General features: G+C 68.1%; 12 protein-coding genes. 2 read left to right on the forward strand and 10 right to left on the reverse strand.

What is annotated here, in order from left to right; genetic code table 11:
- Positions 1-25 precede the first annotated feature (25 nt).
- Entirely contained in the window at positions 26-673 is a 648-nt protein-coding gene (locus tag IFU30_RS17715) for a hypothetical protein (protein ID WP_192006527.1), read from the forward strand.
- 36 nt (positions 674-709) lie between these two features.
- Positions 710-2,269, forward strand: coding sequence for a helix-turn-helix domain-containing protein (locus tag IFU30_RS17720; RefSeq protein WP_192006529.1), 1,560 nt, complete (start codon positions 710-712; stop codon positions 2,267-2,269).
- Positions 2,270-2,344: 75 nt separating this feature from the next.
- On the opposite strand, the gene pheT is transcribed toward IFU30_RS17720, so the two are convergent.
- From pheT to infC, 10 genes are all read right to left on the reverse strand, one after another.
- Positions 2,345-4,858, reverse strand: a complete 2,514-nt coding sequence (pheT, locus tag IFU30_RS17725) for a phenylalanine--tRNA ligase subunit beta (RefSeq protein WP_192006531.1) — start codon at positions 4,856-4,858, stop codon at positions 2,345-2,347.
- Positions 4,859-4,860: 2 nt separating this feature from the next.
- Positions 4,861-5,901 (reverse strand): phenylalanine--tRNA ligase subunit alpha, encoded by a 1,041-nt coding sequence (gene pheS / locus IFU30_RS17730; protein WP_124769496.1) that lies wholly within the window; start codon positions 5,899-5,901, stop codon positions 4,861-4,863.
- A 91-nt stretch (positions 5,902-5,992) separates the two neighbouring features.
- On the reverse strand, positions 5,993-6,892 hold the full coding sequence (locus IFU30_RS17735) for an amino acid ABC transporter permease (protein ID WP_138944586.1): 900 nt from the start codon (positions 6,890-6,892) through the stop codon (positions 5,993-5,995).
- A complete protein-coding gene (locus IFU30_RS17740) occupies positions 6,889-7,536 on the reverse strand; it encodes an amino acid ABC transporter permease (protein WP_124769498.1) in 648 nt (215 codons plus the stop codon). Before IFU30_RS17740 ends, IFU30_RS17735 begins: the two co-directional genes overlap by 4 nt.
- A gap of 107 nt (positions 7,537-7,643) precedes the next feature.
- Positions 7,644-8,540 carry a glutamate ABC transporter substrate-binding protein gene (locus tag IFU30_RS17745; protein ID WP_079707066.1) on the reverse strand — a complete coding sequence of 299 codons (897 nt, stop codon included), beginning with the start codon at positions 8,538-8,540 and terminating at the stop codon, positions 7,644-7,646.
- A gap of 91 nt (positions 8,541-8,631) precedes the next feature.
- A complete protein-coding gene (locus tag IFU30_RS17750) occupies positions 8,632-9,351 on the reverse strand; it encodes an amino acid ABC transporter ATP-binding protein (RefSeq protein ID WP_079707380.1) in 720 nt (239 codons plus the stop codon).
- 221 nt (positions 9,352-9,572) lie between these two features.
- Positions 9,573-10,373, reverse strand: a complete 801-nt coding sequence (locus tag IFU30_RS17755) for a TrmH family RNA methyltransferase (protein WP_079707067.1) — start codon at positions 10,371-10,373, stop codon at positions 9,573-9,575.
- 43 nt (positions 10,374-10,416) lie between these two features.
- On the reverse strand, positions 10,417-10,803 hold the full coding sequence (gene rplT / locus IFU30_RS17760; RefSeq protein ID WP_064294422.1) for a 50S ribosomal protein L20: 387 nt from the start codon (positions 10,801-10,803) through the stop codon (positions 10,417-10,419).
- Positions 10,804-10,830: 27 nt separating this feature from the next.
- On the reverse strand, positions 10,831-11,025 hold the full coding sequence (rpmI, locus tag IFU30_RS17765) for a 50S ribosomal protein L35 (RefSeq protein WP_056012069.1): 195 nt from the start codon (positions 11,023-11,025) through the stop codon (positions 10,831-10,833).
- 15 nt (positions 11,026-11,040) lie between these two features.
- On the reverse strand, positions 11,041-11,706 hold the full coding sequence (gene infC / locus IFU30_RS17770) for a translation initiation factor IF-3 (protein WP_194719021.1): 666 nt from the start codon (positions 11,704-11,706) through the stop codon (positions 11,041-11,043).
- Positions 11,707-11,747: the final 41 nt, after the last annotated feature.

The following is an 11,747-nucleotide window of genomic DNA, read 5'->3' on the forward strand; positions in this document are numbered from 1 at the left end:
CATCACGCCGCGACACCATCGGAACATGGACAGCTTCACTGAACTCTTCGGCACGAGCCCACTCATCTGGGCCATCCTCGGCGCGGAGGCCGCGTTCTGGATCCTCCTCTTCGGCGGACTCGCGGTGCGCTACCTCCTCCGGCGGCACCGGGTCAGCGCGATCATGTTGATCGGTGTACCGGTCGTGGACCTCGTCCTCCTGGTCCTGACCGCGACCGACCTCGCGTCCGGCGAGGAGCCCAACGTCACGCACCTCCTCGCGACCATCTACCTGGGCTTCACGGTGGCGTTCGGCCACGCGCTCATCACGAAGGCGGACGTCTGGTTCGCACACCGGTTCGCCGGCGGTCCAGCACCGCGGCCGAAGCCGAAGTCCGGGCCCGCGTACGTCCGGGCCGCCTGGTCGGAGTGGCGTCGGGTGGTCCTCGCCGTCGCGATCGCGGTCGCCGGGCTCCTCTCGATGCAGGCCATGGTCGGCTGGACCGTCCCCGCGTCCTTCGCCCTCGCGAACGAGGATGTCATCTGGGGCATGATCATCAAGCTCGTCGCGATCACCGGCATCTGGTTCGCCGCAGGCCCGGTGTACGCCGTCCTCTTCCGGAGCTCCGCGCCCGCGCCTGACACCACGGAGCGGGTTTCGGATTCCGTTCCGACATCTCAAGGGCGTCCCTAACGGCGCTCTATCTCATATCTGAGATAGAGTGACGACATGGAAGACACGGCAACGTTTGAACGAACGGACCCTGCGGCACCGCTCCGGCAGGTCGGAGCACTCATCCGCGGCGCCCGTCAGGGACGCAAACTCACCCAGGCCCAGCTGGCGGAACGCGTCGGCACGAGCCAGAGCGCGATCAACCGGATCGAGCAGGGCAGTCAGAACATCAGCATCGACCTCCTGAGCCGGATCAGCACCGCGCTCGAGAGTGAGATCGTCAGTTTCGGCGAACAGAAGAAGAACTCGCACCTCCGCGTCCAGGGCGGCCGACAGCTGCACGGGACCATCGCGGTGCGTTCGAGCAAGAACGCCTCGGTCGCGCTCCTGTGCGCCGCGCTCATGAACCGCGGCCGCACCACGCTGCACGGCATCGCCCGGATCGTCGAGGTCGACCGCATCATCGACGTCCTGCGCAGCCTGGGCGTCTCCGTGGTCTGGTCGCCCGACGGCCAGGACGTCGAGATCCACGTCCCGGACGACCTCTCACTCGAGAGCATCGACGAGGACGCCGGTCGCCGGACCCGCAGTGTGCTCATGTTCCTCGGTCCGCTGCTCGGCCGTTACGGCACCTTCGCCCTCCCCTACGCCGGTGGTTGCGACCTCGGGACCCGCACCGTCGAACCGCACCTCATCGCGCTCCGGCCGTTCGGCCTGTCCATCGAGGCGACCGCCGGCTGGTACCAGGCCACCGTCGCCCCCGATGTACCCGAGGAGCTGAGCGTCGTGCTCACCGAGCGCGGCGACACCGTGACCGAGAACGCCATCATGGCCGCCGCGGTGCGCGACGGCGTCACGACCATCCGCAACGCCAGCCCGAACTACATGGTGCAGGACCTGTGCTTCTACCTGGAGCTCCTCGGCATCACCATCGAGGGCATCGGGAGCACGACGCTCCGGATCACCGGCCGCAGCGTCATCAACGAGGACGTGGACTACTGGCCGAGTGAGGACCCGGTGGAGGCGATGAGTCTGCTCACCGCGGGGATCGTCACCGACTCGGAGATCACCGTCACGCGCGTGCCGATCGAGTTCATGGAGATCGAGCTCGCGACGCTCGGCGAGATGGGACTGCGCTACACCCGCTCCCCCGAGTATGCGGCGGCGAACGGCCGCACCCGACTCGTCGACGTCACCGTGCACCCCTCGAAACTGCACGCCCCGATCGACAAGATCCACCCCATGCCGTTCCCGGGGCTCAACATCGACAACCTCCCGTTCTTCGCGGTCATCGCGGCCTGCGCCGAGGGCGACACGCTCATCCATGACTGGGTGTACGAGGGCAGGGCGATCCACCTCACCGACCTGACGCGACTCGGCGCGAACGTCCGCCTGCGCGACCCGCACCGCATCGACGTCTCCGGGCCGACGCACTGGTCCGGCGCCGAGGTGAGCTGCCCTCCCGCGCTGCGACCGGCCGTCGTCATCCTGCTCGCCATGCTCGCCGCGAAGGGCACGAGCGTGCTCCGGAACGTCGACATCATCGCTCGCGGGTACGAGCAGTTGCAGGAACGACTCATCGCCCTCGGAGCGTCGATCGAGACGTTCCGAGACTGAGTACGACCCTCGTCCGACGGACGCGGCCCCGCAGATCGTCGATCCGCGGGGCCGCTGTCGTTCGTCCGAACGGGATCAGTCCCGGATGGTCGCGCCGAAGCGCTCCGACGCGACAGCCGCACCGGCGAGCTTCGCATCGCTCGCCTCCGCGGCCGTCAGCGTGCGGTCGGGTGCACGGAACCGCAGGGCGAAGGTGAGGCTCTTGTGCCCGTCCGGCACGCCCGAACCGCGGTAGTCGTCGACGAGACGGACGTGCTCGAGCAGGGAACCGGCGCCCTCGCGGACGGCGTCGAGGACGGCTCCGGCCGCGGCAGTTTCCGGGACGAGCAGCGACAGGTCCTGCGTCGCCGCCGGCAGGGTGCCGATGCCGACCGCCTCGGGCAGTGCGTCGCCGAGCGCGATGATGCGATCCAGGTCGAGTTCCGCGACCGCCACGACGCGCGGCAGGTTCGCCTCCTCGGCGACCGCCGGGTGCACCTCCCCCGCGTACCCCACCAGGACGTCGCCGACATGCAGCGCCGCAGTCCGTCCGGGGTGCAGTGCCTGGTGGCTGCCCTGCGAGACGGTGATCTCGACACCGGTCGCCACCGCGACGGCCTGGACGGCCTCGAGCGCGTCCGCGATACCGGCCGCGACGGCGGGCTGGCCCGGCTGCTTCGCGACGGCGTTGCCGACCGCGAGGAATCCGAGATGACGCGGTTGGGCCGGGACCCCCGCCTCGAGCTCCTCGAGCTGGGCCTCGCTCGGACGGACCGCCGCCTGCGGGAGTTCGGCCTGGCCGAACGCGCCGTGACGGGACGGACGGAACACCGCGCCCACCTCGAAGATCGAGAGGTCGGTCAGACCGCGCGAGACGTTCCGGTGGGCCACCGCGAGGAGACCGGGCAGAATCGACGCACGGAGGAAGGGGGCCTTCGCGTCGAGCGGGTTCGCGAGCTTCACGGCTGGGAACGCACCCGGCTGCGGAGCGCCGAACCGCGCGTTCTCCTCGGCGGAGACGAACGGATAGGCCAACACCTCGGTCGCGCCGCCGTAGGCGAGCGCATCGGCGACCCCACGGCGCAACCGCTGCGAACGCGAGAGCCCACGTCCCGGAGGCGCGACGGGGAGCACCGACGGGATGCGGTCGTATCCGAGGATCCGCGCCACCTCCTCGGCGAGGTCCTCCTTGCCGGTGATGTCGTGGCGCCAGCTCGGCGGCGTCACGAGCAGGCCGCCATCGGTCGCCTCGACGGCCGCGCCGATCTCGGCGAGCGCGGATCGTGTCTCGTCCGCTCCGAACGTGACGCCGATGAGGCCGTTGATGTAGTCGTCGGGGAGCAGGATCGGCTCGCGATCCGGCGCCGTGGTGACGGTGAAGCCGAGGTCGTCCGTCCGGCCACCGGCCAGGTCGACGAGCAACTGCGCGACGCGACCGGCGGCCGCGACGGCGATCTGCGGATCGACACCGCGCTCGAACCGCTTCGAGGCCTCGCTCGGCAGCTTGTGGCGGCGCGCGCTCCGCGCGATGGACACCTGGTCGAAGTTCGCGGCCTCGATGAGGACGTTGCGCGTGGCATCGGTGATCTCGGTGTCGAGGCCACCCATCACGCCCGCGAGCCCGATCGGGCCCGAGTCATCGGTGATCAGCAGGTCCTCGTCGTGGAGCTTCCGCTCCTGGCCGTCGAGCGTGACGAAGGTCTCGCCCGCCCGCGCGCGCCGGACGACGATGCCGCCCGTGAGCTTGTCGAGGTCGTACCCGTGGATCGGCTGTCCGAGCTCGAGCATGACGTAGTTCGTGATGTCGACGACGAGCGACAGCGAGCGGATGCCGGCGAGCTTCAACCGCGCCACCATCCACGGCGGGGTCGGCTTCGTCGGGTCGACGTCGCGCACGACGCGGGTGACGAAGACGCTCGACCCGACGCGATCGCGGATCGGCGCCGCATCCTCGATCGTGACGGGGAAGCCGTCGAGTGGCCCGGTGAACGCCTCGGGGACGCTCGCCGCCGGGTCGCGGAAGGCCGCACCGGTCGCGTGCGAGTACTCGCGTGCGACCCCTCGGATCGAGAACGCGTAGCCGCGATCGGGCGTCACGTTGAGCTCGACCGCAGCGTCGTCGAGACCGAGCAGGCTGATCGCGTCGGTGCCGACGGGTGCCTCGACCCCGATTGTCGAGAGACGCAGGATCCCGTCGTGGTCCTCACCGAGACCGAGCTCACGAGCCGAGGCGATCATGCCGTCCGACACGTGGCCGTAGGTCTTGCGAGCGGCGATCGGGAACGGACCGGGCAGGACGGCGCCGGGCAGGGTGACGACCACCTGGTCGCCGACGAAGAAGTTGCCGGCACCGCAGACGATGCCCCGCACGGCGCCCTCGGCGTCACCCTCGGCGACGCGGACCTGGCACCAGCGGATGGTCTTGCCGTTGGTCTGCGGCTCCTCGACGTACTCGAGGACCTCCCCGACGACGATGGGACCGGTCAGCTCGAAGCGGTGGACGTCCTCCTCCTCGAGCCCGACGCGCACGAGCGCGGCGTGGACGTCTTCGGGGGTGGTCCCCGGGGCGAGTTCGACGAACTCCCCGAGCCAGCTCAATGGAACACGCACGACTACACCACCATCCCGAACTGCTGGGAGAAGCGGACGTCGCCCTCCACCATCTCTCGCATGTCCTGCACGCCGTCGCGCAGCATCAGACCGCGCTCGACGCCCATCCCGAAGGCGAAGCCCGAGTAGACCTCGGGATCGATACCGGCGGACCGGAGCACGTTCGGGTTGATCATGCCGCACCCACCCCACTCGATCCAGCGCGGTCCGTCCTTGAAGGTCGGGTGCCAGAAGTCGAGCTCGGCGCTCGGCTCGGTGAAGGGGAAGTAGCTGGGACGCAGGCGGACCTTCGCGTCGTCACCGAAGACGCTCTTCACGAAGTGATCGAGCGTTCCGCGCAGGTGCGCCATCGTCAGGCCCTTGTCGACGGCGAGACCCTCGAACTGCATGAAGACGGGCGTGTGCGTCGCGTCGAGCTCGTCCGTGCGGTAGACGCGCCCGGGGGCGAGCACGTACACGGGGAGCTCGCGCTCGAGCAGCGAGCGCACCTGGACCGGCGAGGTGTGCGTCCGCAGGACGAGGTGCGACTCCAGCGGCTCCACGAAGAAGGTGTCCTGCATCGCGCGGGCCGGGTGGTCGGCGTCGAAGTTCAGGGCGTCGAAGTTGAACCACTCGCTCTCAACCTCGGGCCCCTCGGCGATCTCCCATCCCATGCCGACGAAGATGTCGGACACGCGGTCCTGGAGCAGCGTGAGGGGGTGCCGGGCACCGGGCATGCGTCGCAGCGGCACGGCGGTGACGTCGATCGCCTCGGCGGCGAGGCGTGCCTCCGTCTCGGCGGCGACGATCTCGCCCTCGCGCTCGCTCAACGCCTTCGAGACGCGCCCGCGGGCCTGACCGACCAGCTTGCCGAGCGCGGCCTTCTGGTCGTTCGGCACGCTGCGGAGCGATCCGTTGAGGGCGGCGAGCGGTGACGCTTCGCCGGCGTGGGCTGATCGGACCGCTTTCAGGGCGGCCGAGTCGGTGGCTGCGGCGATCGCTTCGAGAGCGGCGTCGACCGCGGCGTTCACCGCTGGTTCGGAGATTGGGGATGCGTCGGACACGAGAGCCAAGTCTACCCAGGCGGTCGGCCCACATGGGCGACCGTCCTCGCCCCGACGGCGGCCCGATCGCCCGGGCTCCGTCGGGACGACGTCAGATGCTCGCGCCGGACGACTGGTTCCCCGCCTGGATGCCGAGGATCTTGGTCGTCGTGTCCTCGGTCACGGCCTGTTCCTTCGGCGTCCGCGGCGACCGTCGGGTACGCACCTCGACGATCTTCGCGACGCCCGAGAGGATCAGGCAGAGCACGATGTAGATCGAGCCCATCACGATGATCGAGGGGATGATCGGGCTGCCGTAGAGCGCCTGCGACCCGAACTGCTTCGCGAGGTAGAGGAGCTCCTGATAGGTGATCAGGAAGCCGAGTGCCGTGTCCTTGAGGGCGACGACGAGCTGGGCGATGATCACCGGCAGCATCGCGCGGATCGCCTGCGGGAACAGGATGAGGCGCAGGACGGCGGACTTCCGCAGGCCGATGGCGTAGGCGGCCTCGCCCTGCCCCTTCGGCAGCGACTCGATACCCGCTCGGAAGATCTCGGAGAACACCGCGCCGTTGTACAGCGTCAGCGCGATGGCGACGGCGACGAACGGCGTCACGAAGGTGAAGCCGAGGGGCGGCAGCCCGTAGTACATGAGCATCATCAGGATGAGGACCGGGACCGCCCGGAAGAACTCGATGAAGATCGTGAAGGGGACGCTGATGATCTTGTGGTCGGACAGTCGGCCGATCGCCAGCACCAGTCCGAGGACGACGCTGCAGACGGCGGCGACCGCGAACGCGGACAGGGTCGCACCCGTCGCCTGGAGGATCTGCTCCCAGACACGCGGGAAGGTGAAGAGCTTCCACTTCGAGGCGGTGAACTGTCCGGTCTCGATGAAGCGGAAGACGACGAAGGCGAGGATGCCGGCGACGACGAGCACCGTCGCCGCACCGATCCAGCGATAGCGGACGATGGCCTTCGGGCCGGGGGTGTCGAACAGGACGGAGCTCATCGCGCGATCCTCCACTTCTTCTCGAAGGCCCGTTGGGCGAGGGACAGGAGCGACACGAGCGCCACGAAGATGAGGGCGACCCACAGGAGACCGACGAGCAGCGGCTCACCGCGCTCTGACAGGTTCGCGCGGATCGCGCCCGCTTCGGCGACGGAGAAGCCGGCGGCGACCGTCGTGTTCTTGAGTAGGGCGATGAGCACGCTGAACAGCGGAGGCAGCACGGCACGGAACGCCTGCGGCAGGATGACGAGCGTCATGGTCTGTCCGAACGGCAGCCCGATCGCGCGTGCGGCCTCGGCCTGACCGATCGGCACCGTGTTGACGCCGGACCGCAGGACCTCTGCGACGTAGGTCGCGGTGTAGAGGCTCAGCCCGATGATCGCGAGCGTCGTGTAGCTCACTTCGGGGAGCCCGAGCTTCGGGTAGCCGAAGGCGAAGAAGAAGAGGATGAGGGTCAGCGGGGTGTTGCGCACCGTGTTGACGTACACGGTGCCGAAGAGGCGCATCGCCGGGACCGGCGAGACCCGCATGGCACCGACGATGGTGCCGAGGATGAGCGCGAAGAACCCCGACACCACGAAGAGCAGCAGGGTGTTGCGGAAGCCCGTGACGAAGAGGTCGAGGTTGTCGAGCAGGACGTTCATGTCGCGCACGCCTTTCGGGAGGGGGACGCCCCTGGCGGGCGCCTGGGCGGAGTCGACGGGACAGCTCCCCCGGACGGCCGCTGGTCGGCGGCCGCCCGGGGCGCTGCTTAGTAGTCGTCGACCGCCGGCTGGGTCACCTTGGTGCCGGAGGCGCCGAGGGTGGCGTCGTAGATCTTGGTCCAGGTGTCGCCGCCATCGGTGAACATCGTGTTGATGAAGTGGCGGAGGGCGTCGTCACCCTTCGGCAGACCGATGCCGTACAGCTCGGTGCTGAACGGCTCGCCCACGACCTTGAGGTCGTCGGGGAACTGCGCCGCGTACCCGATCAGGATCGCCTGGTCGGTCGTGACCGCGTCGACCTTGCCGTCGTTCAGGGCCTCGACACACTGCGAGTAGGTGTCGAACTCCTCCGTCTTGGTGTCGGGGAAGTTGTCCTTGATGTTCTGGATGGGCGTGGAGCCCGTCGCCGAACACACGGTCTTGCCGGCGAGGTCGTCCTCGCCCTTGATGTCGTCGTTGTCCGCGGCGACGAGCAGGCCCTGGCCGGTCTCGAAGTACGGTCCGGCGAAGTCGATCTGCTCCTTGCGCTTGTCGGTGATCGAGTAGGTGCCGACGTAGTAGTCGATGTCACCGTTCACGATGGCCGATTCGCGGTTGGCGCTCGGGATCGCCTTGAACTCGATCTTGTCGGCGTCGAAGCCGAGCGACGCGGCGATCCAGGTGGCCATCTCGACGTCGAAGCCGGAACGCTCGCCGGTGGCGGCGTCGAGGTATCCGAGACCGGGCTGGTCCTCCTTGACGCCGATGCGGACCTTGTCGGCCTTCACCATCGCGTCGTACGTGGGGCTGCCCTCGAGCTGGACGTCGGAGGCGACCTCGAAGAGTGCGCCGCCGTCGGACGCGCCGTCGGTCGATCCGGTGCCGGCGTCGCCGCCGCTGCACCCGCTGAGCGCGAGCGCTGCTGCAGCGACTCCCGCGGTGATGAACATGAGCCTCTTGCGCATGTTTTCCTTCCTTCCTTGGTGCCCGGGACGGGCCGATCGGTTGGTCAGTTCCGGGTCGCCGCGCGGGTCGCGCGATCCGGAGTCGGATGGGTCAGTGGGTGAGGAGCTTCGACAGGAAGTCCTTCGCCCGCTCGGATTGCGGGTTCGTGAAGAACGACTCGGGGTCGGTGTCCTCGAGGATCTCGCCGTCGGCCATGAAGACGACGCGGTCGGCGGCCTTCCTGGCGAAGCCCATCTCGTGGGTGACGACGATCATCGTCATGCCCTCGCTGGCGAGCTGCACCATGACGTCGAGGACCTCGTTGATCATCTCGGGGTCGAGGGCCGAGGTCGGCTCGTCGAACAGCATGACCTTCGGCTTCATCGCGAGGGCGCGGGCGATCGCCACGCGCTGCTGCTGCCCGCCGGACAACTGTGCCGGCAGCTTGTCGGCCTGCACGCCGATGCCGACGCGTTCGAGCAGCACCTTCGCCGCATCGTCGGCGTCGCGCTTCTTCTGCTTGCGCACCTTGATCGGGCCGAGGGTGACGTTCTCGCGGATCGTCTTGTGCGCGAACAGGTTGAACGACTGGAACACCATGCCGACGTCGGCGCGCAGCTCGGCGAGCTGCTTGCCCTCCTCCGGCAGCTTCTTGCCGTCGATCCGGATCTCCCCCGAGCTGATCGTCTCGAGCCGGTTGATCGTCCGGCAGAGGGTCGACTTGCCGGACCCGGACGGTCCGATCACGACGACGACCTCACCCTTGTTGACGGTGAGGTTGATGTCCTTCAGGGCGTGGAACTCGCCGTAGTGCTTCTCGACATTCTCCATGACGACGAGGGGCTCGCCGCGCCCTGCCTGGATCGGGTTGCTCGTGGTCTCGTATGCGCCGGCGGCACCGTGCGAGGCTGCTGCATCGGGTTCCGTCGGGCCGGAGTTCGGGGACACTGTTGGCTCCATGTAACCCAAACTAGGTGACCGTGTGTTTCGTGCGCATGACGGAAGCGCTACGGTTACCGTTTCGTAACCTCGACGGTCGACGCCTCAGGCGCTCACGCGTGCTGCGCGAACGCGCTCTCGAAGACGCACACCGATGCCGCCGTGGCCAGGTTCATGCTCTCGGCACGGCCGTAGATCGGTACCGTAACCGCACGGTCGACGAGCTCGAGGTGCTCGTCGGTGAGTCCCCTGGCCTCGTTGCCGAACACCCATGCCGTCGGCCGCGCGAGCACACCTTCCGACCGGGCCACGAGGAGGTCCTCGCCCTTGATGTCGGCCGCGAGCGTCTGCAGTCCCGCTGCACGGGCCCGTTCCAGCACGGCGGGCAGCTCGACACCGACCGCGACGGGCAGGTGGAAGAGCGAGCCGGTCGTGGAGCGCACGACCTTCGGGTTGTAGAGGTCGACGGTCCGTCCGCTCAGGACGACGGCGTCCGCGCCGGCGGCGTCGGCAGCTCGGATGATCGTCCCGAGGTTGCCCGGATCGCGGACCTCCTCCAGGATGACGACAAGCTGCGGCTCTCCGGCGAAGATGTCCTTGATCGAGGTCGGGAACTGCTGCGCGACCGCGATGAACCCCTGCGGGGTGACGGTGTCGGCCATCGACTCGAGGACCTGCTCGGTGACGAACTCGACCTCGAGTCCCGCATCGGTGGCCGCGGCCCCGATCTCGGTGTAGCGCTCGAGGGCCGTCGGCGTCGCATACAGCTCGAGGATCAGGTCGGGCCGGAACTGCAGGGCCTCCGAGACCGCCTGTGGTCCTTCGAGGAGGAACAGGCCGGTCTCCTGTCTCGCCGGACGCTTGGCGAGTTTGGCGACGGAACGGACGCGCGGTGACCGCGGATTGTCAAGCACGCACCCATCCTATGGGTCGCACTCCGGACAGACGAAACNCCGACTACGCGGAGACCTTGGGCGCCGAGGTGTCGGCGGGCAGCGCGGCCTTGGCCGACGCGACGAGGGCCGCGAAGGTGGCGGGCTCGTGCACCGCGAGGTCCGCGAGGATACGGCGGTCGACCTCGATCCCGGCGAGACCGAGACCCTGGATGAAGCGGTTGTACGTCATGCCGTTGGCGCGCGAAGCCGCGTTGATGCGCTGGATCCAGAGGCGACGGAAGTCACCCTTGCGCGCACGACGGTCGCGGTACGAGTAGACGAGGGAGTGAGTGACCTGCTCCTTGGCCTTGCGGTACAGACGCGAACGCTGACCGCGGTAACCGGCGGCGCGCTCGAGGATGACGCGACGCTTCTTGTGAGCGTTGACCGCCCTTTTGACTCTTGCCATGTTCCTAGTTCCTTACGGGTAAACGGTCTAGCGACCGAGCAGCTTCTTCATGACCTTGGCGTCGGCGGGCGCCAGCACCTGGTCCTGGTTCAGGCGACGGGTGCGACGGCTGGACTTGCTCTCCAGGTTGTGTCGCATACCGGCCTGCTGCTTCATCAGCTTGCCGCTGCCGGTGACCTTGAATCGCTTCTTGGCCCCGGAGTGGGTCTTCTGCTTCGGCATGGGATTCCTCGTTTCTTATCGGTTCTCGTCGGTGGATGACTCCACCGGAGCAGCCTCGTCGGCTTCGTCGGCTTCAGCCGGACGTGCCTTGGATGCCGCACGTTGTGCGTTGGCTTCGGCTTTCGCCTCGGACTTGTTCTTGAGTGGACCGACGACCATCACCATGTTGCGACCGTCGACCATGGGGGTGGACTCGACGGTGCCCCACTCGGACACGTCCTCGGCGAACTTCTGGAGCAGGCGGACGCCCTGCTCTGGGCGGGACTGCTCGCGGCCGCGGAACTGGATCATGGCTTTCACCTTGTCACCGGCCTTGAGGAAGCCCTCGGCGCGCTTGCGCTTGGTCTCGTAGTCGTGCTGATCGATCTTGAGGCGGAACCGGACCTCTTTGAGGATCGTGTTCGCCTGGTTGCGCCGGGCCTCTTTGGCCTTCTGCGCAGCCTCGTACTTGAACTTGCCGTAGTCCATGATCTTCGCAACGGGCGGCTTGGAGTTGGGTGCGACCTCGACGAGGTCGAGATCCGCTTCCTGCGCGAGGCGAAGGGCGACCTCGATTTTGACGACGCCGACCTGTTCTCCGCCGGGACCGACGAGTCGGACCTCCGGGACGCGGATACGGTCATTGGTACGGGGATCGCTGATGCGGAGCTCCTCTGACTGGGTGGGATGCCACGCGACCAGGTCCGATACCTGCGACGCGACGAAATCGGTTCACCACACAC

Source organism: Plantibacter sp. CFBP 8798, assembly GCF_014841195.1.
In the GTDB taxonomy this organism is placed as follows: domain Bacteria; phylum Actinomycetota; class Actinomycetes; order Actinomycetales; family Microbacteriaceae; genus Plantibacter; species Plantibacter auratus.

Excerpts from the sequence above, each read along its gene's own strand:
- IFU30_RS17715 (WP_192006527.1), top strand. The coding sequence starts at position 26 with ATGGACAGCTTCACTGAACTCTTCGGCACGAGCCCACTCATCTGGGCC.
- IFU30_RS17720 (WP_192006529.1), top strand. The coding sequence starts at position 710 with ATGGAAGACACGGCAACGTTTGAACGAACGGACCCTGCGGCACCGCTC.
- IFU30_RS17735 (WP_138944586.1), bottom strand. The coding sequence starts at position 6,892 with ATGAGCTCCGTCCTGTTCGACACCCCCGGCCCGAAGGCCATCGTCCGC.
- IFU30_RS17740 (WP_124769498.1), bottom strand. The coding sequence starts at position 7,536 with ATGAACGTCCTGCTCGACAACCTCGACCTCTTCGTCACGGGCTTCCGC.
- IFU30_RS17745 (WP_079707066.1), bottom strand. The coding sequence starts at position 8,540 with ATGCGCAAGAGGCTCATGTTCATCACCGCGGGAGTCGCTGCAGCAGCG.
- IFU30_RS17750 (WP_079707380.1), bottom strand. The coding sequence starts at position 9,351 with ATGGAGAATGTCGAGAAGCACTACGGCGAGTTCCACGCCCTGAAGGAC.
- rplT (WP_064294422.1), bottom strand. The coding sequence starts at position 10,803 with ATGGCAAGAGTCAAAAGGGCGGTCAACGCTCACAAGAAGCGTCGCGTC.
- rpmI (WP_056012069.1), bottom strand. The coding sequence starts at position 11,025 with ATGCCGAAGCAGAAGACCCACTCCGGGGCCAAGAAGCGATTCAAGGTC.